Source organism: Bremerella cremea, from assembly GCF_039541315.1.
Lineage (GTDB): Bacteria > Planctomycetota > Planctomycetia > Pirellulales > Pirellulaceae > Bremerella > Bremerella cremea.
Window position 1 is genome coordinate 392,202 of sequence record NZ_BAABFZ010000009.1, and the last position, 25,102, is coordinate 417,303.

A 25,102-nucleotide genomic window follows, 5' to 3' on the forward strand; every position below is an offset into this window, starting at 1 on the left:
TGGGGGTGCGCATCTGTCTAGGTCATAGAACGACCGCCGGTCCGATGACCGTCTGGGCTCTTAGTTTCAGATTGCCCTGCGACCTGGCCAGCAGGTAGAGCTCGTCCCCCGCTTGCATCTTGTCCGAGAAGAGCACGCTAAACGCGTGATAGGCAAGCTGCCCACCCGAGTCGGTCGAATGGCCGACGTTGCGATTGGCCACGGTTCCCGATCCGTCGTCGCCGTACACCTGGCGAGGTGGAATCGTGAAGACGGCCGTATGGAAGTTTCCGCCCAGCCGTCCCCGCTGGCACCACAGCTCGACGGCGAACTTCATCGGTAGCGACGGATTGAAGCTCGTGTCGCTTTGAGCCGCAAACAACGTCGCGAGTACTCGCCGGTACCCATCCGTGCCGACACGAGCCTTAGAGGCTCCGGTCAGGGTCAGATCCTGGCGGGCAGTTGGTGCCGGTGTGTTGGCGACGTTCTCGCCGAATAGCAGCGTCACGTTGTTGCCGAATCCAGTCCCAACCGCTGCCGGCAGTGTCGCCTCGGTGGTATCGAAGGGGGCGTCGCCTTGACCGGCTCCCGCGCTGACCAGGAGTCGCCCGCTGTGCGGCTCGCGGGTCAGCGTCACCACGTCCCCGACCTGGGCCATTCGCTGACCTGCGTTGAAGAAGGTCGTGGGTGAAGACTTTTCCGCCAGATCTCCGGACGAGGTGACCGACAGCAAACGGGCCTTGCCTCGGCCGGCGACATTCCCATCGATGGCGGCGGCCGTTTCCGTGACACGAGCCAAATAGATACTGGTGGGCTGTTGCCTCTTGGCCAACTTGTGAAACTGTCGCCGCAGGTTTTGCACCTCGCGCTGGGCCTTCCGTAACTCGGCAACAATCTGTTCCGAGGTCAGCGTGTCGAAGTCGTTGATTTCGCTCATTAGGGCTCCTTCCCGAATAGCTTGTAGGTCGACCGCAAGACGTTGAAATCCTTCTCGTCGTCGACCAGGAATTCCAGGAAGTCCACGTCGTCACCAGGCGGCTTGGGGCGCCCGTTGCTATCCAATGGAATCGGGTCGGTAAGAGGCGCCCCGGTCGCGTCGCGTAGTTGTCGCATTCCGGTTTCGGGGGCAGGGTTGGCGGTGGCATCGTAAGGTTCGCCGTTCTCGTCGAAGTCGGTATAGTCCCCCAGCGGATCGACCGTGGCCCGGGCATAGGTGCCGATGTTGGGGACACTGATTTGCCAGCCGCGGCGGTTGTTTTCGAACTCTAAGGTCCATCGCCAGCAATCGACGTTGTTGACCCGCTGCCAGACTCCATCCCAGGCGAGCAGCTTTTCCTTGTACTTGGTCCAGGTCCGGATGAACTTGGCATAAGGGTAATTCACCTGGACTGTCGACGAGTTCACCGTACCGACCCAGTCCTCCGAATCGTTGGGGAAATAATCGTCGTAGTGCTCGATCCGCAAGATCTCGTGCCAGACTTCGTGCTCGAGCGGCGGGTCGAAGATTTGCCCTGCCTGGTTCATCGGCACGCCATACGAGCCTTCCTTGATGAAGCGGACGTCCTGCAGGAACTTGGCCCGGCGGACTGGTTCGGTCACCGCACGCCGGGAGACCGAAGGGACATCTCGCCATTCGAGCGGATTGGTCGAGGCATTGCCGTCTTCATCCTTGCCAGCCTTGTTCTCCTCGTTCTCGTCATCCATCGTCTCGTAGCTGATGGTGACGAGCCAACGCCTAGAGGATCCGGCGATCCGCTGGGGAGCGATCTGCTGGGCAAAAGCCTCGTAGTCGATATCGTTGCCGTAGGCGTAGACCGAGCCGAGGGCCAGGATATTCGACACGATGTAGTTGTTGACGGTGACGATGTTGTCGAGCGGATCGTCCGTCCGCACCAGGTAGATGGCCGCATAGGTGCGTTTGCCACTCGACTCCCAACTACCCGTGGCTCCGTTCCAACTTAGTTTGTGATCGACAACAGACATGAGGCCTCAGCTCGAGAGAATGACGGACGTAAATGTTGTCCAGTTCTGTCGAGCTCGCCCGAATTCAACAAGGTCACGATTTGGGAGTAGGTTTCTTGTCGTCTTCTTGGAACGGTGCAAGACGTTCGGTCGAAACGAAGACGACTCGGTTCTCGTGTCTTCCAGCTTGGACCCGAACCTCAGCCTGTAGGATCGTACGGCTCAAGACCCGCACCGGAACAGCGTATTCAAGAAGAAAAGCCCTCCGCTGCAAAATCATTTCTTTGACACCAATCTCGTCTCCTGCGACCGACAACTGCGTGAGACGGTCCAAGTCAGCCGAGGTGGCCCCAGCCAGGACATCATTCTTCCCTGGAGAGTAGATGCCGACGACATTTCCAGTTCGAACGCGGTTTGTTTCTAGCTTGTTGCCGGAACCGAGAAGAAGTAGCCCTCCGCAGGCCACGACCATCAAACCGAAGAATAGAAACACGGCAGGAATCCACAAGGCACTTGATTTGACACCCTGATTAGTGTGCCTTCTTGGGCTCCGATAACTTTGTTGCGGCGTGGGGATCGCCGCCACTGGCACCGAGGGCATCTGAAACTGTCCCCGACAGGATGGGCATTGAACAACCTGGCCTGCAAGTTCCGGCGACGAAACAACGACTTGGCGACAGTGGGGGCAGGTGACTTGGCCCAACATGGGAGATCCTGAGTGGATGGTTACAAATACCAAGTGGTAAATATACCCAGCCCACTCTGGGGGTGCTATATCCGCCGCCGATTCACTTTGACCTGGCCGTCGCGCGTCGCCGCCAGTTGCTCGTCCATCTTTCGCAAGATCTGCTTGCCAATCTCGATGGTCTTCTTTTCGTTGTCGATCGCGTTTTGTTTCGCCGCTTGGACTGCCGAAAACCCGGCCGTGGTATAGCGATCGTATGCGGCCACCGAGCTGCTGAAACGCATCCCCTGAACTTCGCGAGCGATCTGATCGACATCGATCGCGTTTTGCTTGATCTCTTTGGTTCCTTCCTTCAGTTCTTCCTGGGCCTGTTTCAGGCCTTCGGTTGGCTTCGAGAAGTCCTCCTTCGGCAGCTTGCTAATGATGTCGCTGAAATCCTTCACCTCAAACCCCAGAAACTTCTTCACCTCCTTCACACCCCAGATAATGCTTTCCATCATGGTGATCGCGGCATGGGCGGCAAACTTCAGCATCGGCAATAACTCCTGGCCGAGCTCCTCGGCCAAATCCGCAAACGCATCTTTCAAAGTGGACCACAAGCCATCCAACGTTTGAGCCTGATCCACCATTCCATGATGAAACTGGCCCCCTTGTTCGGTCATGGACTGAAACGCCCGGTACAGCTCATTGAAGCCCACTTCTCCTGCAGACACCATTTCGCGGATCTGCGCGGTCGTGACTCCCATTTCCTTCGCGAGGGCCTGCATGATCGGAACGCCGCGGCCCTGGAACTGGTTGATGTCTTCCATGAAGAGCCGCCCTTGAACCTTGGCTTTGCCGAACAGTTCCGACATTTCGCCAATGGGTGCTCCGATCAACGCGGAAACGTCACCCAGCATTCGGATCGTGGGAACGATGTCCCCCGCTTGAAAACCGAACGCCGCCAGCTGCTTGCCGGCATCGATCAGCTCTCCCTTTTGAAACGGCGTGGTGGCCGCGGTCTCCTTGATCTGCTGAATGACCGCGTCGGCATGCTGGGCGTCGCCGAGCATGGTCGTCATCGCGACGCGAGCTTGCTCCGTCTCGGAAGCGAGAGAGACACCCCAACCGGCAAACAGGGCACCTCCCAAAAGGGTCCCGACCGCGGCTGCCACCGCCAGGGCAATCGGCCCGAGTGCTGCCAGACTCGATCCGAATGAGGCAATCTGTCCGATCGCTGCCCCAGCCGCCCCACCAAGGCCCTGGAGGCTGCCAAGAGCCGCTCGCATCCCAGACGAGACTTGCTTGCCGAATCCCTTCACGGACTGACCCGCTTTGCCGAAATCGCTCCGCAGCTTCGCCCAACTGGCCGAGAGCATGATCTTCAAATTGGCAATAACGGTGCCGGACATGGCCTGCCTTCCGTGGCTAGTCTAACGCGAAGAACTCCTCGGCCAACTGTTGCAGCTCGTCGAGACTATCGAGATAGGGAAAGAGTGGGTTCGGAGGGTCGCCGCTCATGCCCCCCTGGGCTCCCAGGATGTAGTGGATCAGTACCATGTTTCGCAGGTCCTCGCGAAACATGCCGAATGGATTCCGTAGATAGAAATCACGCCAACCGCAGATCTGCTCCGTGTCGAGTCGTGCCACCAGGTGATCGGGGTGGAGGATCTCGCCACCACCCATGAAAAGGCACAGCTCGTAGAGCAGGTCCTCTATTCCGAGGGGACCTCGGCGGTCGGCAGCGGATCGTTTTTTTCCGGTACCTGCGGCGAACTCTTGAACAGAGGCATTTGGTTGTACAACGCCATCTGCTCTTGCGCCGTCAGTTCATCGAGCAGCGCAAGCCCTTCGCTGTTGTCGAAGATTGGGTCGCCCGATGCGTTGACGATCCCCTTGGACAAGACCTCCACGACCACCCCCATCGTCTCGGGGACAACGTCGGGATCTCCCTTTTCGTCCTTCGGGGCGGCATCCATCTTGGCGATAAGGGTCACCCCGATCTTGCCGGGGATTTTGCGAACAAACAAATCGAGCCCCCACGGGTTATCCTTCAGGGGTCTGCGACTTTCTTTCGCGGCCGCTTTGACATCGCCAAGGGAGACGGGGTGATTGCGAACGCGTTTCAATTTCGCCATCCGTGAAAACCTTTATGAACGGGTAATGGCACTAGTTCGAGACACCGTCACCTGGCGGGACATGATGTCTTCCTTGACGATCTGGGCCGGCGTGATGTTCTTCACCCAGCCGCTAAACGTGTCGGTCACCGGCGTCGAATAGGGGTAGGTGATTCGCCACGATACGATGCCGTCTTCCCCCTCGTCGAAGAGGTCGTCGATCATCTCGTGATTCGAGTCCCCGGCATGCCAGAACTGGGTGAAGGTGAACTCACTCACTTCTTCAATCCCGGGGAACTCGGTCATCAGATCGGCGTCGAGCTCGGTGTCGTCGGCTCCTGCCCGAGACCGCCCCGGCGGCGTGATATCCTTCATCAGGCCGATCTTGGTATAAGTCAGGTTGCCATCGTGATCGACTTCAACCTTGGCTCCCTTACCGATGCGTTTCTCTGACATGATCTACTCCGGCTGCGAATAACCGATGATTTCTACCTGCAGCGTGGCGACGTGGACCGCCGCGTCTTCCGCCGCGATCCTGGGCTGGTAGTCGTCGTCCTGGTCCTCAATGAAGATCGCCTGCACGGTCCCAGCCCCCAACGGGCCCTCGTAGTTATGCAGCGTCTTCAACGCATCGGCTAGGTCTTGGGATTGCCCCAGGTCCAGGCTCGCGCATTCGACATCGAACGACTGACGAAACGGTTCTTCTCCTTCTGCCTGGTCCAGCTCGCTTTCGTGCTGCTGACCACGACGGAAAAAGACCACAAACGGAAATCGGATCTCTAGTCCGCCGACTGCCCGGGCCTGGTGGATCCGATCTTCCACCAGGTCAGCGATCGCGGGACGTGACAAGCAGAACGCCCGGAAGCTCTCAGGTAAGCTCATGAAGTCTTCTGCGCCTCCGCTTCGATTTCCGTTTTGAATTTTTCGGTGAACCTGGCGGCCGAGGTGTCTTGCGTTTGCTCGGCTGCCTTGCGCAGGAAGTGAGTTCCCTTGTTCCCGGGATGGTTCACCTGGCGATAAAGATCAACCCGGGCCTCGCCGTCGTCACTGTCCGGTGCATCCGTCGCGCCGAAGAACAACGCCTTCTTATTCTTGGGTCGGATGATGTGACCGGTGGTTCCTTCTTCCACCAGGTGCAAAATCCACGTCGACCGCGACTTGCCATCCTGGCGTTTCTTGGCTCCAACAATTCCAACCTGCGTGCCACTGTTGGCATAGAACTTTTGCTTCTGGGTCAGATCTCGTTTCAGATCGCCCGAGTCTTTAGGAGCGTTTCGTTTAGCCGCCTTCACCAGCGGAGCGGTGCCTGCCCGGGTCGCCTTGCGGAGCACACGTTTGCCCGCCTTCTTTCCCAAGTGTTCGAACTTCCGGAGCAGTTCCTTATCACCCGTCAGGTCGGCGGTTACCTGGTTGTTCATGATCACGTCACCTCACTGGCAATAATGCGCAATTCCCGATTGGCCATCCCCACGTTCTCGACATAGCTAATCTCGAGAACGGAATCTCGCGTATAGATTCGCTGCCCGCGTTGGATGCGTGGCGAGTAGTGACAAACCAGCACGTAGTTGCTCGTGCCTTGCTGCTGCCTGGCCACCGTCGTTTCACCGCCGCCGGTTGGATCGATCCCAAACCAGACGGTGCAGACCTTTTCCCATTCGCCTGATCGCTGGCCGCGACTATCGAGCTGGGTCGGTGGGCATTTGACGATGCCTCGGTTTCGGAGCTGTCCCGCCTGCAGGGCCATCAGTACCTCGGTTCCACCCAGGGTGCCAGGTACGCCTCGACGGTCATCTTCACCTCGGCCGAGATCGATCCGTTGATCACCGCCTCGCGGTTGGCGTAGTTGTGCCCAAACAGAAACAGGCACGCCTGCTTGATGTCCGCGGGCACCAGGTCCGGCGATGTCCAGCCAGTCGTAAAGCTGATCGTCACCGCATTCACCTGGTGCAGGGTGCAGGGCCACAGCCGGCCGCTGTTGAGGAAGACAATCCCTCGATCGCTATCGAAGCCGTACACCTCCGGGGCGAGTGTCTGCAGACTGCCTGCCGGATCGAGGTAAGTGATGCTGGCGACACTTTGCCAGGGTGGATAGTCGAGTTGGATCTCGTCACAGGCGGGAAACCCACGGAGGGTCAATCGCCGGACGGTCGTCAGGAAGTTGCGGCGGCAGTACCGTTCACAGAACTGCACGGCCGCCGCTGCCTTACGATCCGCGTCGGCCTGGTCGTCGACCTCGACGAACCGCAGATGATCACGCAGTTCGTCGAACGAAAACAGCTTGGTGGACGCAGGAGTGACGAGATACGACTGCATGGGCCTACGCGATCCGATCGGTCGTGTTGCCATCCTTGCGAATGGTTGGTTCCAGGACGTAGGTCAACAGGCCTTCGTCTGTCGCCGTGGCCAGTTCAACATTCGCCGAGAAGTACTGCAGGTCGATGCCGGCTTTCGCGCCGAGTGCGGCGATTTCCTCGACCGAGCATTCCAGCCAGATCTGATCGTTGATCGCGTCGGGCTGGCTGGCGAGCGGGTGGGCCTTGATCTCGACATCGGTACCGCCCCCATCGGAGGCAGCATTGGCCAGGATCTTGAACGCGTCGACGTTGCCGGTGCCGACCGTGCGGGTGAACCCGATCAAGATCCGCTTGATGTCGCGGACGCTACGCCAGGCTACGTCGACCGGATTAACACCATCCGGGTCGAACTTGTAGTTCTGGACGATCAGGTTGCTCCGCAGGTGATTGGTTTCGACTGGCGATGCCATGGATTACTTACCTTTTCTGCGCGGCCGGCGTCGTGCCTGGCTAGGAGTCGATTGGGTTACTTCCGGGGCAGGGGGCTCCGGATCCGAGCTGGCGTCATGCTCGACGCCTTGGCCCTGCTCGCCTTCTGGTGGTAACGGCGGGCCAGTTGGTTCATCAGGGGCACTGTCATCGCCTGACTCGTCCTCGGGGAGCTCTTCGCCCTCCGATTCAGGCTCCGCACCAGGTGCCGTGAGCGGTGTCGACGGGTCGACCAGCTCGATCGCTTTGCGGCGTTGCCAGCGAGCCATCAGTTTGTCGGATAGCTCGACGACCGTTCCTTTCACGATCCGTTCGGGCCACTCGTATTGGTCGGTGTCCCGAATGAATTTGACTTTCGGCATGAGGTTACTTCTCAACTACGTCGCTTGATGGGCGACTGGGTTACCGATTTCTGGCGGACTAGCGAGCTTCCAGGGTCACAAACGGTGAAATGGTCACGTCGCTTTTCTTGGGCGTGAGAGGCACTTGCCACCATGGCTTGCCGTCGTTCATTTCCCAGAACATGAAGACCTGCTCCCGCTCCAGGAAGCGGACATGGATCGAGGTGTCCATTCGCATGTCCCGGTACTTGCCGAACAGGTACTCCGACCACACCCCGCACAGCAGGTCGCCTCGGCTACCCAATGTGTTCATGTGCTCGATGAAGTAGGCTGGACGACCGAGAATGCGATCGGGGACGTCGGAGCCGTTGCCAGGGGCAAACAGCGGGATGTCGCTGTTGGTCAGGGCCAGGTGAGCCCGGCAAAGCTGGTCGTAACAATCGGAGTTCGCCAGCCAGATCGCCCGCGACGAGTACTTCCAGACGCGGCTGCGCATCTTGGTAAGGTTGTCCCCCACGATCGTGTCGGGGTCCTGGCCGTCTTCCTTGGCCACGGTGATCGTGCAGCCCGCGTTCATGACACCGGTCATCTGGCCGCCGCCGGTACCGAACAGCTTTTCCTGCAGGCGGTAGCTGGGGAATTCCTCGTTCATCCCCATCTGGATCAGCATTGCCACGTTGACCATGGCCCCTTCGGCCAGTTCGCGGGTCACAAACGTGTAGCCCCCCAGTTCCTTAGCATCGAGCTGCAACTGGCCGAATTCTTGCCGAGTACCTTCTGGGGCCTGGGTTTCCTGGATCCGTCCCACCCGCAGGCCACCCGAGACGCTGCTGCTGTGATCCTTGTCCACGCGATAGGGGATCTTGTGCGTATCGGTCGGCATCGTGATTTCACGTACCAGGCTGGCCGTGGGATCTTCATCCGAAGAAACCGTCAGCACTTCGTTGGAAAGCGACGACGGCATGAGGAAGCCGCCATGGGGATCGGAGTAACGTCCTTGCTCGTCGCTGCCGGCGGTCATCGCTCGAAGCCGGTCGGGCATCTCTCCGGTTGTGTTCGAGATACGCACATCGCGGAGGAAGTCCTGGACGTTCCGGTAGCCAAACCGGGGATCATTCTGGCGATTGTCGCGGACGGTAACCGTGGTCGACGAACCACCACCGCTGCCTTGATCATCGGTCGGGTTCCAGTTGGCACTGGAGCGACGGCCGTTGCCTTGCGTGGCAGAGGCCTGCAATTCATTCGCAACACGAACGCGTTCGGCGTCGGCCGCTTGTTGTTCTTCCGCGGCCTTGATCTCTGCCTGGAGATCTTTGGCTTCCTTCTCCAGCTTGTCGAACTCGTCCCGCTCTTCATCGGTCCAGCCATTGTCCTGAGCTTTGCCAGCCAGCTCCGACAACCGGGCCAGGATCTTTTTTAACTTCTCGCGCTTCAGCTTCATTTGATACCTTCCTTGAATCCACAGGGAGCCGCCAACGCGGCCAGGTGACATCACAATTCCACAGCCAGCCGAGCGCGACGGCGCTAGCCGAGAGGGAAGCCGGGCCCGGAACGACGGCTCCGTGTGGGCCCAACCTTTCGCGGCGGTTTTGGTAGAGCGGCGCACAACTGTCAACGGCACCGATTCAGCAAGGATTTATTGGGACAATCGCCAGAGGGCGGCTCGAGCTCGGTCCGCGTCTGCCTGGTGTTGGTCCTGGCATTCGACCAGTTCGACGGTCGCTTCCTCGTCCCAGATGGTCTGCAGGTAAGCCGACAGGTCGGCGTCGGCGTGCCGATCCCGAGTCCCCGGAGCATCAGCCCCCATCTTGATCAGCAGGTTATTGAGCGAGATCACCCCGTCGATCATGCCGACCTGGGCGGCCTTGCTGGCGATCAACGTCCGTCCCTGGCCCCACGTCTCGCCGGTGACCACCGATTTCTTGACGCCCCGATTCCGAGCCACGGCCGACATGAACGCATCGTTCACCTCGTCCACTTCCTGTTGGGCATGCTCGATCGTTTCCTGCTGCAGCTTGTGATAGGGGGACCACTCGACTTTATTCTTCCCCGCATGAATGAAGGTCACCTTGATCCCGGCTTGCTTCATCATCTCGGAGTAGTCGACGTGGATCTGGTAGGTCCCCAGGCTGCCGACGTCGCCCGAGGGCGTGGCATACACCTGGCTGGCGGCACTGCCGATCCACATCGCGGCCGAGGCCATCAGCGGATTGCTGATCGCCACGATCGGTTTCTTCGCATTGCGGGCAGCGAAGATACGGTCCGATAGTTCCTGCGTGCCGTAGCTGGTACCGCCGGGGCTGTCGACATCGAGCACCACTCCTTTGATCCGGGGGTTATCGATGGCCGCCTCGATCACGTTGCCGAGGCGATTCGTGTTGACCCCCATCCACGAATCGAAATAGAGAATCATCCCTTCCACCGGAATGACCGCGACCGCTCCGTTGACGCGGGGAATTTTAGGAGTGGCAGTTTCCCGGCGTGAGGCGTCCGCCAGGAATCGCCCCAGGTGTTGCTCCGATACCAGGAGCGGCCCCGATTGGGCCAACTGCGTCAGGGCGGTGCGTTCAATTGGTTGCGACATGCGTACGTCCCTCCATGGATCGTAAGGTTTGCGAAAGTCTGTCCTCGGGCCACGAATCGACCTCGGCGGCAATCATGGCGGCGAATTGATCGCCGGCTGCCGCAGGATCAATCGCCTCGAGCCGCTGGCGAGACTGAGCGACCAGGTCGCTCGGATAGGCGATCGCCAGGTCGAGCAGGACCGCTAGACGGTTGAATGGCCCGACCGCCTCGAGCAGGACAGCCTGGTGCGAATCGTAGAAAGTCGAAAGCCACTCGGAAAAGGTCTCGGGGTTCTTCGCGGCGCGTTTGGCTGCGTTTCCTTCCTTGGTCCACATCCGCCGCAGGACGTCGGCCAATATCTGGCGAGCCGCTTGCTGGCGGTCGTTCTGATTTTGATCGCCGCTAGAACTAGCGGGCATGGTGGCCTGCTGCTTTTCCGCCTCGGCCGTGCCAGCTCGTGCTGCGGTGGTGACGTTCAGCGGAACGAAGTGTTTGTCCCCATCCGGACCGATCGGGTTGTAATCTTCCAGCTCCCGGATCTCGTTGATGGTGATCGCCCCCAGGCCCCACAGCAACCGATAGAATTCGCCTCGGGCCTTGCTGTCACCTCGGAGCAAACCATTTACGTTGTGCTTCACAAAATAGCCAGAGGCAACCTCGGCCGGCGTGAGCAACGAGGTTTCAACCACCTGGTCCCACATCTCGATCCAAGGGACCAACGAGTAGACGACGAACTCGGTCGACTGCATTTCGATGTTATTGAAGGTCGCCCGTTTCAGGATCTGGATCATATGGGGCGGCACGCCATACCAGCGGGCCACGTCTTCGTCGTTGTATTCGAGCGTGCCGAGGAACTGGCTATCCTCGTTGTTCCAACTGAACTGCTGCAGCTCCATGGTGCCGTCGAGCAGGATCGGCTTACCGCGCTGCGGTCCCGTCGTGGCCTCGGCCCACTCCTTTCGGAACCGAGCCCGAGTATCGTTTTCGAGTTTCGTCTTGTTGAGCTTCACGGCCACGGTGGGGCGGCAACCATTGGCAAACGTCTTGGCTCCATGCTCGCGGACCGCCATCCCCATCCCGATCGTCTCTCGGGCTTTCGAGATCGTGCCCATCCCACCAATGCCATCCTCGGCAGGATAGATCGACGGAATGTGCAACAGCTCGCAGCGGGTTGCCAGGTCGGGGCCGTTGGTGAACTCCACCACGCTCCCGCCATTGTTCTGAACGGTGTAGACAACCGAGCCGTCTGCCTGCTCCTGGTAGGTCACTCGGGAAGCGTGGATGGGATAGAGAGCGACCACCTCGCCGAACTGGTTTCGATCGACTTCCGCATAGAAGTTTCCCCAGTTGATCTGCTGCGCGAGCCCGTAAAGCCGGAAGTACATCGACGTCATTCTGGGATTCGGACGACGGTGCAAGATCCGATAGAGCGGATGCTCGGTAGCGTTGAGCGAGCCGCCACCCTCTTTCGGTCGCTTCAGATTCCAGGGCAGGACAGCCCCAGACGACGACAGAATCCGCGTACAAGCGAACGCGGCGGAGTGGTTCATGGCGTTGCGTTCGTCGACGCGGGGACCAGCGGCCGTCGGCAGTCCCATGAACTGCAGCATTGTCTGGCCGAACCACGAACCTCCGAAACTGCTCAACAGCTTGCCGGCGGCCCAACTTCCCAGGCGTTTGATCACAGTTCCAGTCCCTCTCCATCTTGATCGTAGATACTCTTCTGCCGTGGCTCCGCCACTGCTGCCAGGCCCCGGGCGATCGCACTGGCCATGGCGCCGTCGATCTTCCCCTTCGAGCTTTCCTTATCGAATCGGATATAGTCTTCGTTGGATCGTTTATCAGCGGCGGCATTTCGCATGCACCAGGTCAGGACCGGATTCCCTTCGTGCTCGATCCGTTTCTCTTCGATGTCGTCGAGCAGGAACTTGGTGCCGATGGTCATGCCTCGCAGCGTCTGCTGCACTTCCACCACGTCGACGTCGACCTCGATCTGCTGCACGATCGCCTCTGCGTTCCATTTGTCGTAGCCGATCAGCGCGATGTCGTATAGCTCTACGAATTCCTGCAGGTCGGCCACGATCGTTGGGTGATGGATTCGCTTCCCGGGAGTCACGCGGAGCCATCCATCATCGGCCCATTGTTTGTAGTGCAGCTTGCCGGCACGTTCTCGCTCGAGCAGCTTTTCTTCCGGACACCAGAACGTTGCAATCAGGAATCCCTTTTCGCCGAGCTCCAGATCAGGCTCGAAGTAAAGCACGAACGCAGTGAGATCCTCGACGCTGGCCAGGTCGAGGCCTCCGAACGCCCGGCGATCCTCAAGCCGATCAGGATCCTCCGCCTCGCACGCGTGCCACATCGCCATGTTGACGATGCGGTTGATCTGCGACGTGGGCAAACCGAATCGGTACCGGAGCAGGTTGTTGACTTTGCGGGGGCTGTTCTTCGCCTCGATCACCGCGGCCGTCAACTCGGCCGAGGTTAAACAGCCTGGTTCATCGAGCGATGGGTTCGCCTTCTTTTGCTGCACCGGGTCGAGCAGCATGTCGAGGTTATCGCGACACTCTTCATCGGCCTGGGCGATGTAAGCAAAGAAAGAATGGTCGGTGATTTCCCCCGCGAGCACACGCTTGGCATAGTCGTACTGCTCCCACCAAATCGCTTCCTCGTCCCAGACACCCACTGTCGAGATCGACAGAATCAGGGCTTCATCCTGCGCGGCGCAGGCGTAGGTAATCGCGTCCCATAGGTCGCGTTTCTTCTGGACGTGCAACTCGTCGAAGATCACCAGGACCGGATTGATACCCTCGGCCGATTCTTTGCCCGCTTCCCCTTCGCGAGCTTCAAAGAACGAATCGAGGTAGGGGACCGATATCCGATTGGCGGTCGGCGTCGACTTCGAGGTGCTGTTGAGGAAGTCGGAACTCTTGAGAAACGCAGCCGCTTCGTTGAACACGATCCGCGCTTGCTTCGCAGTGAAAGCGAAACCATACGCCTCGGCACGTGGCCCTGATAGATGCAACGCATCATGCACGATGCCACCAGCAAGGGTCGACTTGCCGTTTTTCTTAGGTACCCAGATCGATCCCTTGCGGAATCTGCGGTAGCCGGTCTCGCGGTGTCTCCAGCCGTACAGCGGATAGATGACATCCTCGCGTTGCCACGGCAACAGCTTGAAAGGCTTCTTGGCCATCTTGCCGCGGGTATGCTTCAAGATGCTTTCAAAGAAACGGCAATGCATCTCGGCACGCTGGGTATCGAACCAATACCCAGCCTCGGCAGCTCGCTCGTCGCCGATCGTTTTGACGTAAGGGAGCCAGCCTTCTTTTTTCGCCTGCCGGTACCAGGCCTGCTGCGATCGCTTACCCGCTGCCACTCTTGCCGCTTCCCATCAGGATCTCGGCGAGCTGCTCGGCCGGGCTCTTCTTGCCTTCGTTGAAATTCAAACCAACGCGCGAAGCGGGGGACCATCCAAACAGCGGACCGAGTTTGTGGATCCGAGACCAGGCCTGGTTCCGCAAGGTAACCGCGGGATGCAAATAGACGCCACCCTTTTCCGAGTACACGAAGTACTCGCCTTTCAATTCGGAGACTTTCTTCTCGCCCACGAAGAAGTCGCTCCATGCCTGGCAGAACTGCCAGAGGGCCAGCGCATCGAATGGCTTGACGAGATCCTTCGGAGCGTTGTCGAGCATCAGCCGCCACACCTTCATGCCGATGCGATCGAGCTTGAAGGGAGGTTCCACTTTGCCAGCCGGCGGCGTCGGTTCGTCGGTTGGCAACGCTCGCTTACCCGGATTGCCCTCGAAGATTTTGAGCGCGGTGGGTTTCGGTTTTCGTCCTCGCTTCGCCATTGCAAACGCCTCTCTAGTTGGCTTCCCGCCAAATGGCCTCAACAGGAAGACCCCCCGTATCGAATTTCGCGAAAAAACGTGAACGCTTAGAAGGGCGGTCTTATGTTGTCGGCTGGGAGGATTTTGGCCGCCCTCCCCCAGGGGGCAGGGGCCTGCCACATTGGCACCTGCCATTTTGGCGTATCATCCTGATACATCAGCACTTACGTCGAGTTTTCGGCGAACCATTGAGCGATCCGACCCTCGATTCCTTCTCGGTCGGTTGCTCGCTCTGGGCTTGCCTCGAGGCGGGCCAGGCAGGTGGCCTGGTCGCTGTGGATCAGCACTTGCTGGGCGGTTAGTTCGCCGCACCAATAGCGGCGCCGAGCAGGGTCGGGCTCGGTCGTCTCGACATACACGACACCCGCAAACGGTTTCCGCTTCAGCTCCTTGATAGCCGTCGTCCACATCGCAATTGCCACCCGCAACGCTGCCTGGTTGGTGACGTGTAGTGGGTCGCCGGTGATCGCCTGCTTGATCCGATCGAGGTCAAGCACCAGGTCGCCTGGCTGTCGACGCTCGCTCACCCAGGTACTCTTGCCAGAGCAAGGAGGTCCCGCCACGACGTACGCCCTGGCGGGGCCATGCTGCGTCTCTCGCATCGACTTGCTGCTGTGGCATCTATCACACAACGTCTGCAGGTTGTCGAGGTCATCGGCACCCCCTTGCTCGCGAGGTACCACGTGGTCGGCATGAAACGATTTGCCGGCGGGCTTGCCGCACGCCTGGCAGACATATCGGTCTCGATCACCACACGCCGCACGCAGCGACTTCCAGGCGGCCGAGTTATAGAAGCTCTTCGCCTGCCGATTCCGCCGGGTGCGATCGTACTGCTGGTGTCTCGCCTTAGTGCAGTGAGGGCAACGCCGCGCGGAATGGGTTCGACCACAGCGGCCGCATTGAATCAGCCTGGCCACTAGTGTCCTTCCACAATGACCGACCACTTGGCAACGACCGGGTTGCCAGAGGTCGGGGTGAAGGTGACGACGACGGTGAACGCGTCCTCCTGGGGGAAGAGCGTGTGCGGAGCGTCCCACTCGAAGTTGTAGCCGGTCTTATCAGGCTTCCAGCGAGCGTCGGTCTGCAGCACGTTGTGAATCACCTCGGCCGCCTCGAGCTCGTCGCTGCCGACCGCGTTCACGCCCCGCAACACCAGGTACTCGATTTTCTCGAGATCGGCCTGCTGGACGAGGCTACCGGAATTCAGGCCAATGCGGCCGAGCAGGACCGGGCCGCCTCCCAGCGGCACGCAAACGGCTTGCGCTTCGCAGCAACTCATGATCGATCGACTCCCTGGGTTAAGGCCTCACCATGATAGGCACCGCTGGCCTCCGGGCCACCGACGAACGTTCCTTGTTCGACCGCACCACCGACATAGACGCCGATCGCCTGGATCACCAGCTGCTTGGCACGCGTTCCACCGGCGGGCGTTTCCGCCAGTTGCCCATGCGGACCAGCGTCGATCGACAGCCAATGCGCCTGCCGCAGTCCACCGACCAGCGCGACCAGGTCATGTCGACAGGTCGCAGCGGCGAGCGAATGCGACTGAACCAAACGAGCAACCTGGCACGCCTGGCGATGTGTTCCCGAGGCGACCGCACCGACGATCGCCACCAGGCCGAGCGGCGTTTCGATCGCCTGCCCATGCTGGCAAACCGAGGCTACCAGCTGGTGAGCCTGGTCGAGCGTCACCACCGGTACCTGGCAGCGATGGGACAGCGGCTCGATCGGCAACGTATGTTGCTGCAGCAGACCAGGCACCGCGGCCGTTTGCGGCATCGCTCCCGCTTCGGCCGGCAGTCGCTGTTCCTGGAATAGGTGGGAAGCCGGAAACGCCAGGTGGTGCGATCCCACGTCCGCCCATCCTTGCACGCCCGTTTTGCCGGCGACCTCGTCTGCCTGGCTGCGGTGCTGGGTCGGATCGGCGACCAGGGGATGGTTTTGCCGCGTCGTTGGCAGATCACCTCCCAGACGATGACTCGCGCCGTCGACCGCCAGGGGATGATGCTGCGTCACGGCCGGCGACTCGGCCGCCTGGTCATGCCAGGCCGAAACGCTTACCAGGTGGTGCTCTTGCGACAAGGGAACCGCGTCGACCAGCTGGCCATGGCTTCCCGCCTCGGCCGACAGTTGAAAATGAACCTGCAGCAAGACACCCGGCACCGCCTGGCGATGTTGTCCCGAGTCGACGTCGACGACGTGGTGCTGCGTCAGGCTCGCCGCGGCCACCTGGTGCCGGTGTTGATCGATTGGTTCTTCCAGCTGGTGTTGCTGAATCAGGCCCACGACGTCGGCCGTCTTGCGGTGCTCGCCAGCGTCGACAGGCCCCGTCGATCCAATCGAGCCGTTCAGTTCGTCCGATCGCCAGGCGTGGGCGGCCGATTCGACATCAAGACGTTGCTGCTGGAAGAGCAGGGGAGCGACGGTCGTTTGCCGGTGCTGGTCGATCGACTCTCCCAGCCGATGGTTTTGCGTGAGCGACGGCGAGTCCGTTTCCGCGGGATGCAATCCGTCAGCGGCTACCAGCGAATGAGCTTGCGAAAGAAGCGGCCCCTCGGCGATCTGGCGATGCTGGCCGGCAGCAACGGCACCTCCGATCCCCAGGCTGCCGCTCGGCGTGTCGGCCGCCTGACGATGCCTGGCCGCATCGACCGCTCCGCTGTACTCGATCGAGGGCTCATACCAGCCACCGTACAGCGAGACGTCGGTTGTGCTGCCGGCAGTGGGCGAGGCCCAGGCACAGTAGAGATAAAAGGTGCTCATGATGGCTACACTTCCGCGGTAAGCCCTCGCAGCACCGCGCCCCCTCCCGCGACGTTATTCAGGTTGAAGTCTCCGGCGGCGGCGTTGTCGTAAGGGTCGGCGGTTAAGCTAGTCACGCTAATCGGTGCTCCAGCGTTGGTGTTCCCCGACGTGTTCCCATAGCCGGCGCAGCCGCGCATCACGATGCTTGTTTGGGCAACATTGAAGCCGTACGCCCCATTGCCCACCGCACAACAGGCGATCGTCTGCGCATTGGCTACCTGCAGAAAGAAGCCGTTGCTCCCATAGCCGTAGGCATGACAAAACGCCAACAGGGGTGCGTACTCGGTCGTCAGGCTGCTGCCCGTCAAAAAGCCGTTGCCCGATCCTCCTTCGGCAATGCAACTGACCACCTGCAGACGACTCCCAAACAGGGCGAAACCAACCGGACAGTTCCGGGCATGGCAGAGGGTCGCATTGCAGTTTTGAAAGCCGCGGCTCGAGCAACTATCGGCCAACGACTCTAAGGCGTTGACCTGGTTGAAACCAAAGACGCAGCGGGTTGCCACGCACCGCTCGACGAGATCCCGGAACGATGCCGCGAAGCCATGCACGCCACTATTGCTGTTTCCGTCGACCTTCAGGTTGCGGCAGCGACTGACCGAGAGGCTCCCGGCAGCCGAGACCAGGTTGACCGACGTAATCGCCCCGGCGAAGATCACCGGCGGCGTCCCCAGGTCCCCCGGCGTAATCTGGTACCCTTCCATGATGACACCTTGCGGCAGCGAAACCGGACCACCGGAACCGGCCGTCGAGGTGGTCAGCGTGTAGGTGCCACTCTTCACGTAGCAGACATCGCCGGTCGACATCTGCGAGGCAGCGTAGCCAGGATTGGCCCACGCCGCGCCTTCGCTGGTGCCGGCGTTGCCATTCGATCCCGAGGTGGTGACGTAATAGGTCGCCATGGATTACTCCACGACCGGGCGCACGCATAGCTTCAAGATCACCGGCAGCTGGGCGGCAAACGAATTGGCCTCGGTCACATCGGCAAACGTCCCGTTCTGAAACTTGACCAGGCCGTTGATAAACGCATTCCAGGCGAGCACGTCCGTCGGCGTGGCGAGGTGGGGCGGATGATCGTCCCGGCCATCGGTCCAGTCGGGAGCATCGGTCAGGTTGGCATAGATATCATCGATCGATGCGATGTTATCTTCCGACTGCGTGAAAAGGGCCCGGATCGCTTCACATGCAGGGCGAACCCGCTGATCCACATACTGCTGCACCTGCTCATTCGTCGCTGCCATTTTTAATGCGTTCCGCGTGGGTTAAAAAAATGAAAATCAGGTCAAACGTTCCAAAAGCGATCGGATACGAGGTTACGGGGCGGCGTCTTCGATCTCGATGTCCCAGGCGTCCAGGCCGAACGTGTTGCCGATGGTGACCTGCTGGCCGTAGATCTTGAACAGGCTGGTGGCCGTGGGATTATTGGCCCAGGCCGAGTTGACCGTGGCCACCTTGGTTGCCCCGACGTAATCGGTGATCAGCTTGGTCTCGACGTTGATCGGGTTGCCGTTGCCGTCGACGTTCCACTTCACGATCGAGCAGTTGTTGTAGAGGTCGTCCGTGGCACTGGCCCCCGCGTCGAGCGTGATGGCCGACGCCGCGCCGGCCTGGGCCGTATTGCTGCGGACCTGGTAGCAAGGGGTGACGTAGAGCAGCTTCGAGTTGCCACTATCCAAGAGGGCAACGTGATTGGCGTTGCCGCTCCCATCGACATCGGCCCCACTGATCGCGTCGACGGTCAGCTTGCGGCCGCTCACGTCCCCATCGGCCGGACCGGTGAAAGTGGGAACCGCATCGCCGAGGGCGTAGGTGGTGTTTGCCTCGGTGTAGGTCGTCGGAGCTCGCGAACAGATGGTCAGCTTGTCGCAGTTCGACTCGATGACAGCGAGAGCAGCGTCGAGAACATCGTTGTGGACGATCTTGGCCATGGTCGAGGCCTCCGGGTGAAGTGGCAGGGCGTGAAACCGAAAGCCGCCAGGGTGGTCCGCCGGTGCGAATCTGGCAACCTCATCGATCCGGCCCGCTTACTTCGCGAGATCTCGCTGGTCCTGCTCCAGCCGCCAGGCGACATAATGCTTGGCGATCGTCTCGACGTCGGCCCGGATCCGAATCAAACGCCGGCGACTGATCCCCTGAAGCGAGCAGAGTTCGGCATCGCTCGCCTGGTCGATATTCCCAACCGTCAGATAGCCGGCCACTTCCAACAGTTCCCGGCAGCGAGGATCCATATCGGTGATCGCCAGCGGCACGTCCCGCAGATAACGGTACTCAGACCAGCGAACCTGCGGATTCTCGAGCTGCCGAATGAATTCCTTGTGGGCTTCCAACGATTCGGCCAGAGCCCCCTGACGCAGCAAGATCTCGAGACGGCGACAGAGCTGCCCCGCCGCTTCCCGAGTCGCGGCGATTTTCTTGCGCGAAGGGCGGGGCGTTGGTTTCGCAGCCGTGCGTGTTTTTCGCTTCCGCTTCATGCGGTCACCGTTAGCCTAAGCTTCTGGTCGTTGACTGCCCTGTTTCCATCGGTGCATCTGGGCCACGATCTCGGCCGTATTCACCCCAGGGTAAAGGTCTCCTAGCAGGCAGAGAACTACCTCGGTCAGCTTCTCCTGGTCGGCCTTCTCGATGAGTCGATGGACGTACCAGGCCGCCTTCATCAGATCGGTCACGCCTCCTTTGTCCGGGTGGCGTGCCAGGTACTTGAGAGCGTTCCCCTCGCAGAACCCCAGGCCCAGACCTTCGATCGCGTCGATCACTTCCATGCTGCCGCGATTGTAGTGGTCTGGATGGTGGACCAGTTCCGGAGCGTTATGCTGAGGAGTCATCTAGCGGACCTCGTACCTGGTTGAAATTGGCTTGCGATGGATGTCGACGGGAAAAAACCAGGCGGCGGAGTTGCTGGTGATCCGCCGCCTGGCCCTATGGAGAGTGCAACACACTCGTTCAAAGCCAGGTTACCGGCGACCTGGTCACGCCACCCATTCCGCTTGCCTGGTTCGCCGGATTGGTAGCGAGCGAAGCGATCAGGGCCAGGGGCGGGCCAACAAAATAAAGCGAGGCGGTTAGGCGGATAACCACCTCGCCTATCTTGTGATCGATCCAGAACGCGGCATGCTCATCGCCCCAAAACGGGAAGATGTGGACTACGCACACGCGACTGTCCGAACGGCCGAATCATGGAAAAGCGGAAAGCATCTGTCTAGTCGCTGGGCGGTTTTTCTATCAAGCTTGCTCCTTGATTCGTTGCACCCGTTTGAAGTCTTCCGCACTGCCACCAGCGTCGGGATGCGTGATCCGTTCCGCCTGGCGAATCGCCACGGCCAGGTTGTAAGGTCCGGTGATTTCCGACGCTTGCACTCCGACCAGCTTCGCGAGCCACAAGACATCGGCGACCATGTCGGCCGTGGGTGCTGTGGTTGGTGGTGGAAGCCTCGACCAGCCCCGGTACTGCTCATTGCCTCGCGTGACTCCGTACCGGTCGACCATTCGCAACGCTTCCAGGCTCTTGGCGATTGCCCGCACGTTGTCCTGCCAGTTGGTGAACCGATCGCATGGAAACGACAGGGCACCTTTCGGCGTGTTAAAAGAGAGGACCACGGCCGACGATCTAGGGCGGGAGTTGGCTCGAATTTGGCCGTCCAGTCGGATATCCGAGGGGGTCACGTCGAGTTGCATCACGACCTGCGTGGCGCGTAGCTTCTGCAGTTCCGATTCCAGCAACGTGAGAGTCGCGGTCCAAGTGGAATCGAAGCGGCTTCGCTGCTGTTGATGGCGCGGCGTTCGCGTGCCGGGCCAGTCTTCAATGGGAGCGCACGTGATGTTCATTTCGCCCCCAAGGTCCCGAGGGTATCGATCGCCAGCTTGGCACGCTCCATGCCTCCGAACTGCTGCACGAATTTCTTCGTGGCCAGCAGGTCGTCGCTGGTCAACGGGCCCCGCGGAATGGTCTTGCCCGCCTTTCGTTTGTCCATCGACTTGATCGTGCTGACATATTGCGGGGTGACATCCTTGTAGCCCGCTTTGACCAGGGCTTCGGCCGTCACGGCCGGAGATACGCCTGGGTTCTCGGTCAGGTGCTTGCGAATGGCGTCCGCCTTGCTGAGTTTGAATTGTTTGGTTGGTTTGGTCATTGATTGACTTTCTGCGAAAGAAGTTTCAGGGTGAAATTACGTCGGTGAATCGATTTCCGCGCCGGCCGCCAGTTGAAACCAGGCACGGGCGACTTCGCGGGTTGTGAAAGGGCAGCCGTAGCGTGCTGCGATCATCGCCTGGTCGGGCGGAGCTCGCTGCGGGTCGGTCTGGGCAATTCGCTCGAAGCGTTGCCGTAGGTTTTCGGTCCAGCCCTCGCCGGGGGAATGTTCGGCCAGGGCAGCCAGAAGCCGGCAGGCCTTCGCCTCGCGAGCGGTCAGGGGTCTTGGCGGGGGCCAGGCGTGGATCGCTTCCGGGGGGACGTGCGGCGATGCTTGCCGCAGACGTTCCAGCAGGGCGCCGCCACCAAAGGCACCGGCCGAGGCCTCGACCATCGCCACGCAGGCCAGGACGTACGCCGGGCCGACGCCGGCATGCTGAGCCCGGTCGATCGCCTCCCGGACCCTTCCCACGTCACAGCGAGCCACCGCCCCCTCCGCTTCGTGCCAGGTTGCTTCCGCTTCCAGAGGCGGAGGAGGAGGCGTTTCTTGTTTCGTTTCGAAATACGCTTCTGTCGATCGGACATGGCGTCCTATCTGATCGGACACGGTGTCCACTCTGATCGGACATGGCGTCCTATCTGATCGGACATGGTGTCCGCTCTGATCGGACACGGCCGCCTCTTCGCGGGCCACCACGCGGGGAACATGCGACTGCAGGTTGGGCCACGAAATCTGATACATCGAGCTGCGACCAGTTCGCTTGCGGGTCACCACACCCAGCTCCTCCAGGGAAGCCAAGGCGCGACGAACCGAACGCGAGGTGGTGTTCACCTTGGCGGCGATCGTATCGCTCCGGACGCGGCAGCTGGTTTGCTCGCGGCAGTGACTTTCCAGACATCGCAAGACGGCCAGCATTTTCGCCGGCGTCGTGCCCGGCATCTTGGGAAGTTCCAACTCGTCCAAAAACTTCAACCGCTGGGCTCGGGTCCAGTCGATGGTCGTCTGTCGGGGATCGCTTCTAGCTTCCTTGCTCACTTTGGCTCCTGGGTGGGATTCGAGGTTGATCGGCATGCCAGACGAATCGAAAGGCATCTTCGTCCGGATCTTGGTAGTGGTCGCGCAGCACCTCGACCGCCTGGAAACCGGCCGCCTGGAAGAAGAGCTGCGAGGGCAAGTTCCGCTCGGGAACTTCGACGCGAATCGACCGGCGGGATTTGTGCAGGGTGCATTGCCGGGCCAGGTGGGCCATCATTTTCCGGCCGAGTCCCTGCCGGCGATGCACTTCCGCCACCGCCAGGCTGACCAGGTGATACTGCTCGGCCGAGATCTCGTAGAGCATGAATGCCAACGGTCCGCCGGTTTCCGCCAGGAGCACCTGGCCGATCCCTTCTCGCCGGGAAAGGAACTGGCGGAAGTGATCGCGGGCCCAGGGAACGCGGAACGATTCCCGCTCGATCGCGAGAATGCCGGCCATATCCTGAGCATGGATCCAGCGCATACGGGCCACGCGGGGTGTGATCTCGTTCATGCGTCTCCCTTGTCTGCGGCGGGATTTTCGGCGGCTGGCTCGGCGTACCGACGAGCCTGTTCGACAAGCATCTGCCGCACGTTGCCTTGCGCCGACTCCGATAGCTGGTCGATCCCTTGGTCCGGAATCGCCATCAAGATTCGGATCACGCTCGACAACACGTTGGCGATCAGGTGTCGATTCTCGGCGTCGGGGCCTTGGATACGGCCAGACAGTTCGCCGAGGACATCCTCGATGCGGACCTCGACCTCGCATTCAACGACGTCGGTCGTCCAGGTAGTGATTCGCATGGCTAGGCACCCCACTTGTCCGGATTGTCGGTCCCCAGGATCATGCGGGCCTGGTCGTACGCGTTGCGGGTGAGACCTCCCTCGGCAAAGACCTTGGTCAGCAGCTGCTCGATCGCCTCGACTCGATGGCGATGAATGAGGACCTCGGCCGTCGTCAGCTCCCCTTGCCGGCGACGGCGTTCGTCGTCCCGCATCATCGCGGCAGAAAGCTTTTCTTCCACGTCGTCGGCGCTGGTACCGAGCCGCTGGGCCTCGGCAACCAGGCAGAGACGTAGCGTTTCGGTCCCAGCCATCAGCCAGCTGAAATCACGCGAGGTTGCCACCCGCTGCAATATTTTGAGCACGGCCGTCTCGGCTGCGGTCATATTGCCTTCGTTGCTCGAGGGGGCCTGGCATCGCTGCAGGATCAGGCCGACCACCTGATGGGCTTTGTCGATCGCGGCCTCTTCGGTCGGAAGCGATTCCGAACCGACCTTCTCGAGATAGCCCGGCAGCAGCCGCGCGAGAAAGTAGCTGTGCAGCGTGTCGGGCTGCGTGTTCGTGGCGGTCTTGGCTTTCATTGCAATCTCCTTGCCAGGGTTAGAAGGTTGGCTGCAGGGCGTTCATGAACCAGGTACGCCGGCAGCCAGTGCGACGTGCGGGTGAAGTTGTGAGGGATCCCGCTCATCCGAAAGCAGACCAGCAGCTCGGAGCGATCGGGCAGGGCGGCGATGATGTCACCATTGCGGCGTCCCCGAGCATCGAAGTCGATCTCGGCGACCGGTGGGGGATCGTAGATGTAGCCAGCCTGGACCAGGCAAGCGAAGCAATGCCCCAGGACGACCGCTCCGCATTGGCCGCACCGCTGCCGCACGCCGCATCCGTGCGGCCCTCCGGCGAGTGGATTCTTTCCTAGTGCGGCAACGACCTGCGGGACCGTTCGCTGAAATTTGCTCGCGACCGCTTCGAGCGAGTTGCCGGCAGCGCGATGCGATCGCATTCGGAGCAGTTCAGCCGCTAAGATCTCGGAGGATGAATTGGGGATTCGCATAGCTTCTCCGGCCGGCATCAGCGAGCGTGACGAGGTGCGGCCAGAGCCCGCCGCAGGTCGCCTGCGTACTGGGGCAACTTGGCGGTCAGGCTGCCGTCGAGATCTTTTCCTTCCTGGATCAGCTCGATGGCCAGGCGATAGCCAAACAGCAGCGATTTCACGTTGTGGATATTGGCCCCGGTGGTCATCGTCTCCGCCTCGACGATCAGGGCCCGGTCGATCACGACCGCGGTGCAAGTGGTTGTCACGGTTTATCTCCATGGAAAAGTTAAAGGGAGTTGGCGAGGGGTGGCCTCGTTACGGTGGTTGTCGGTTCGCGGAATAGCGGTCGCGGGCGAGCTGCAGGGCGTGGGCAATCAACTGGCACGCTCGCGACTCGGAAACGCCCAGCAGCGTGCCGATCTGTTTAAGGTCGAGCCCGCTCACAAATCGAAGCCAGACCGCCATTGCCGACCGGAAGTCGACCGTGCGAACCATCTCGGCAACGCCCGCCCCGGTGTCGGAGTCGGCCGGCCGATCGGTGAGCAGATCGGCATACGTATCGCCCCAGGCCCCAGGCACCGGGTCGTCCAGGCTGATCAGTCGCAGCTCGGCCACGTTCCGCAGTTCGTCGGTCAGGGCGTCCTCGATATCGGCCTGGCATGCCTGGCCGCGGGATGCTTGTCGCAGCTCGTCGACCAGGCTCGATCGCTGTTTGACACGTGACCGGCTCTCTTGCGACAGCGGATCGAGATCTCGCAGGTGATCGAGGAACGCCCCACGCAGCCGGCACGTTGCAAACTGCTCGAACGATTCCCGTCCTGGGTCATACCGAGGCAGGGCGAGCAACAGCCGCTGCATGCCGACGGTCACCAGGTCCGCCTCGAGCTCGACCAGGTGAGGCAGCCGGCGAGCCATCCGCCGGGCCAGTCGCTGAGCCAAATCGAGATAGAGGACCAGGACCTGATTGCGGTGGTCGTCGCTGGGGTCGGCAAAGTAGGCCGCCCATGCTTTGCGTTTGTCATCATCCATGAACGTT

Annotated in this window: 34 protein-coding genes; all 34 read right to left on the reverse strand. The window is 60.8% G+C overall.

Annotated elements, in window-relative coordinates:
- Window positions 1-22 precede the first annotated feature (22 nt).
- On the reverse strand, window positions 23-916 hold the full coding sequence (locus ABD890_RS25190) for a hypothetical protein (protein ID WP_345095817.1): 894 nt from the start codon (window positions 914-916) through the stop codon (window positions 23-25).
- Window positions 916-1,962: a hypothetical protein gene (locus ABD890_RS25195; protein ID WP_345095818.1), complete on the reverse strand. Its 1,047-nt coding sequence runs from the start codon at window positions 1,960-1,962 to the stop codon at window positions 916-918. Before ABD890_RS25195 ends, ABD890_RS25190 begins: the two co-directional genes overlap by 1 nt.
- Window positions 1,963-2,712: 750 nt before the next feature.
- Window positions 2,713-4,017 carry a tape measure protein gene (locus tag ABD890_RS25200; protein WP_345095819.1) on the reverse strand — a complete coding sequence of 435 codons (1,305 nt, stop codon included), beginning with the start codon at window positions 4,015-4,017 and terminating at the stop codon, window positions 2,713-2,715.
- A 16-nt stretch (window positions 4,018-4,033) separates the two neighbouring features.
- Window positions 4,034-4,255, reverse strand: coding sequence for a hypothetical protein (locus tag ABD890_RS25205; RefSeq protein ID WP_345095820.1), 222 nt, complete (start codon window positions 4,253-4,255; stop codon window positions 4,034-4,036).
- A 65-nt stretch (window positions 4,256-4,320) separates the two neighbouring features.
- A complete protein-coding gene (locus ABD890_RS25210) occupies window positions 4,321-4,743 on the reverse strand; it encodes a hypothetical protein (RefSeq protein WP_345095821.1) in 423 nt (140 codons plus the stop codon).
- A 12-nt stretch (window positions 4,744-4,755) separates the two neighbouring features.
- Window positions 4,756-5,178, reverse strand: a complete 423-nt coding sequence (locus tag ABD890_RS25215; protein ID WP_345095822.1) for a phage tail tube protein — start codon at window positions 5,176-5,178, stop codon at window positions 4,756-4,758.
- 3 nt (window positions 5,179-5,181) lie between these two features.
- Window positions 5,182-5,604, reverse strand: a complete 423-nt coding sequence (locus tag ABD890_RS25220) for a hypothetical protein (protein ID WP_345095823.1) — start codon at window positions 5,602-5,604, stop codon at window positions 5,182-5,184.
- Entirely contained in the window at window positions 5,601-6,140 is a 540-nt protein-coding gene (locus tag ABD890_RS25225) for an HK97-gp10 family putative phage morphogenesis protein (protein ID WP_345095824.1), read from the reverse strand. Before ABD890_RS25225 ends, ABD890_RS25220 begins: the two co-directional genes overlap by 4 nt.
- A 2-nt stretch (window positions 6,141-6,142) precedes the next feature.
- On the reverse strand, window positions 6,143-6,466 hold the full coding sequence (locus ABD890_RS25230) for a phage head closure protein (RefSeq protein WP_345095825.1): 324 nt from the start codon (window positions 6,464-6,466) through the stop codon (window positions 6,143-6,145).
- A complete protein-coding gene (locus tag ABD890_RS25235) occupies window positions 6,466-7,035 on the reverse strand; it encodes a head-tail connector protein (protein WP_345095826.1) in 570 nt (189 codons plus the stop codon). Before ABD890_RS25235 ends, ABD890_RS25230 begins: the two co-directional genes overlap by 1 nt.
- A gap of 4 nt (window positions 7,036-7,039) precedes the next feature.
- Window positions 7,040-7,486 (reverse strand): hypothetical protein, encoded by a 447-nt coding sequence (locus ABD890_RS25240; protein ID WP_345095827.1) that lies wholly within the window; start codon window positions 7,484-7,486, stop codon window positions 7,040-7,042.
- Between the two features lie 3 nt (window positions 7,487-7,489).
- Window positions 7,490-7,867 (reverse strand): hypothetical protein, encoded by a 378-nt coding sequence (locus ABD890_RS25245; protein WP_345095828.1) that lies wholly within the window; start codon window positions 7,865-7,867, stop codon window positions 7,490-7,492.
- A gap of 58 nt (window positions 7,868-7,925) precedes the next feature.
- Window positions 7,926-9,287 (reverse strand): phage major capsid protein, encoded by a 1,362-nt coding sequence (locus tag ABD890_RS25250; RefSeq protein WP_345095829.1) that lies wholly within the window; start codon window positions 9,285-9,287, stop codon window positions 7,926-7,928.
- Window positions 9,288-9,482: 195 nt separating this feature from the next.
- Window positions 9,483-10,430 (reverse strand): S49 family peptidase, encoded by a 948-nt coding sequence (locus ABD890_RS25255; RefSeq protein WP_345095830.1) that lies wholly within the window; start codon window positions 10,428-10,430, stop codon window positions 9,483-9,485.
- On the reverse strand, window positions 10,414-12,096 hold the full coding sequence (locus ABD890_RS25260) for a phage portal protein (RefSeq protein ID WP_345095831.1): 1,683 nt from the start codon (window positions 12,094-12,096) through the stop codon (window positions 10,414-10,416). Before ABD890_RS25260 ends, ABD890_RS25255 begins: the two co-directional genes overlap by 17 nt.
- On the reverse strand, window positions 12,093-13,787 hold the full coding sequence (locus ABD890_RS25265; RefSeq protein WP_345095832.1) for a terminase large subunit: 1,695 nt from the start codon (window positions 13,785-13,787) through the stop codon (window positions 12,093-12,095). Before ABD890_RS25265 ends, ABD890_RS25260 begins: the two co-directional genes overlap by 4 nt.
- Window positions 13,774-14,265, reverse strand: coding sequence for a P27 family phage terminase small subunit (locus ABD890_RS25270; protein WP_345095833.1), 492 nt, complete (start codon window positions 14,263-14,265; stop codon window positions 13,774-13,776). The genes ABD890_RS25265 and ABD890_RS25270 overlap by 14 nt, the downstream gene beginning before the upstream one ends.
- A gap of 203 nt (window positions 14,266-14,468) precedes the next feature.
- On the reverse strand, window positions 14,469-15,221 hold the full coding sequence (locus ABD890_RS25275) for an HNH endonuclease (RefSeq protein WP_345095834.1): 753 nt from the start codon (window positions 15,219-15,221) through the stop codon (window positions 14,469-14,471).
- Window positions 15,221-15,583, reverse strand: coding sequence for a hypothetical protein (locus tag ABD890_RS25280; protein ID WP_345095835.1), 363 nt, complete (start codon window positions 15,581-15,583; stop codon window positions 15,221-15,223). The genes ABD890_RS25275 and ABD890_RS25280 overlap by 1 nt, the downstream gene beginning before the upstream one ends.
- The gene (locus tag ABD890_RS25285; protein ID WP_345095836.1) at window positions 15,580-17,067 is read right to left on the reverse strand and encodes a hypothetical protein; all 1,488 of its coding nucleotides are present in this window, start codon (window positions 17,065-17,067) and stop codon (window positions 15,580-15,582) included. The genes ABD890_RS25280 and ABD890_RS25285 overlap by 4 nt, the downstream gene beginning before the upstream one ends.
- Before the next feature lie 5 nt (window positions 17,068-17,072).
- On the reverse strand, window positions 17,073-18,011 hold the full coding sequence (locus ABD890_RS25290; protein WP_345095837.1) for a hypothetical protein: 939 nt from the start codon (window positions 18,009-18,011) through the stop codon (window positions 17,073-17,075).
- A 3-nt stretch (window positions 18,012-18,014) separates the two neighbouring features.
- Window positions 18,015-18,350: a hypothetical protein gene (locus ABD890_RS25295; RefSeq protein WP_345095838.1), complete on the reverse strand. Its 336-nt coding sequence runs from the start codon at window positions 18,348-18,350 to the stop codon at window positions 18,015-18,017.
- Between the two features lie 72 nt (window positions 18,351-18,422).
- Window positions 18,423-19,037 carry a hypothetical protein gene (locus tag ABD890_RS25300; protein WP_345095839.1) on the reverse strand — a complete coding sequence of 205 codons (615 nt, stop codon included), beginning with the start codon at window positions 19,035-19,037 and terminating at the stop codon, window positions 18,423-18,425.
- A 96-nt stretch (window positions 19,038-19,133) separates the two neighbouring features.
- Window positions 19,134-19,580 carry a hypothetical protein gene (locus ABD890_RS25305; protein WP_345095840.1) on the reverse strand — a complete coding sequence of 149 codons (447 nt, stop codon included), beginning with the start codon at window positions 19,578-19,580 and terminating at the stop codon, window positions 19,134-19,136.
- A gap of 15 nt (window positions 19,581-19,595) precedes the next feature.
- Window positions 19,596-19,931, reverse strand: a complete 336-nt coding sequence (locus tag ABD890_RS25310; RefSeq protein WP_345095841.1) for a DUF3310 domain-containing protein — start codon at window positions 19,929-19,931, stop codon at window positions 19,596-19,598.
- Between the two features lie 397 nt (window positions 19,932-20,328).
- Window positions 20,329-20,931 carry a hypothetical protein gene (locus tag ABD890_RS25315; RefSeq protein ID WP_345095842.1) on the reverse strand — a complete coding sequence of 201 codons (603 nt, stop codon included), beginning with the start codon at window positions 20,929-20,931 and terminating at the stop codon, window positions 20,329-20,331.
- Window positions 20,928-21,236: a hypothetical protein gene (locus tag ABD890_RS25320; protein WP_345095843.1), complete on the reverse strand. Its 309-nt coding sequence runs from the start codon at window positions 21,234-21,236 to the stop codon at window positions 20,928-20,930. The genes ABD890_RS25315 and ABD890_RS25320 overlap by 4 nt, the downstream gene beginning before the upstream one ends.
- A 36-nt stretch (window positions 21,237-21,272) precedes the next feature.
- A complete protein-coding gene (locus ABD890_RS25325; RefSeq protein ID WP_345095844.1) occupies window positions 21,273-22,271 on the reverse strand; it encodes a helix-turn-helix domain-containing protein in 999 nt (332 codons plus the stop codon).
- A complete protein-coding gene (locus tag ABD890_RS25330) occupies window positions 22,255-22,764 on the reverse strand; it encodes a GNAT family N-acetyltransferase (RefSeq protein WP_345095845.1) in 510 nt (169 codons plus the stop codon). Before ABD890_RS25330 ends, ABD890_RS25325 begins: the two co-directional genes overlap by 17 nt.
- Window positions 22,761-23,054 (reverse strand): hypothetical protein, encoded by a 294-nt coding sequence (locus tag ABD890_RS25335; protein ID WP_345095846.1) that lies wholly within the window; start codon window positions 23,052-23,054, stop codon window positions 22,761-22,763. The genes ABD890_RS25330 and ABD890_RS25335 overlap by 4 nt, the downstream gene beginning before the upstream one ends.
- A gap of 2 nt (window positions 23,055-23,056) precedes the next feature.
- On the reverse strand, window positions 23,057-23,614 hold the full coding sequence (locus tag ABD890_RS25340; RefSeq protein WP_345095847.1) for a hypothetical protein: 558 nt from the start codon (window positions 23,612-23,614) through the stop codon (window positions 23,057-23,059).
- Complete coding sequence (locus ABD890_RS25345; protein ID WP_345095848.1) at window positions 23,611-24,084, reverse strand: hypothetical protein; 474 nt, start codon at window positions 24,082-24,084, stop codon at window positions 23,611-23,613. Before ABD890_RS25345 ends, ABD890_RS25340 begins: the two co-directional genes overlap by 4 nt.
- A 17-nt stretch (window positions 24,085-24,101) precedes the next feature.
- Window positions 24,102-24,332, reverse strand: a complete 231-nt coding sequence (locus ABD890_RS25350; protein ID WP_345095849.1) for a hypothetical protein — start codon at window positions 24,330-24,332, stop codon at window positions 24,102-24,104.
- A gap of 49 nt (window positions 24,333-24,381) precedes the next feature.
- Window positions 24,382-25,095, reverse strand: coding sequence for a sigma-70 family RNA polymerase sigma factor (locus ABD890_RS25355; protein ID WP_345095850.1), 714 nt, complete (start codon window positions 25,093-25,095; stop codon window positions 24,382-24,384).
- Between the last annotated feature and the right edge of the window lie 7 nt (window positions 25,096-25,102).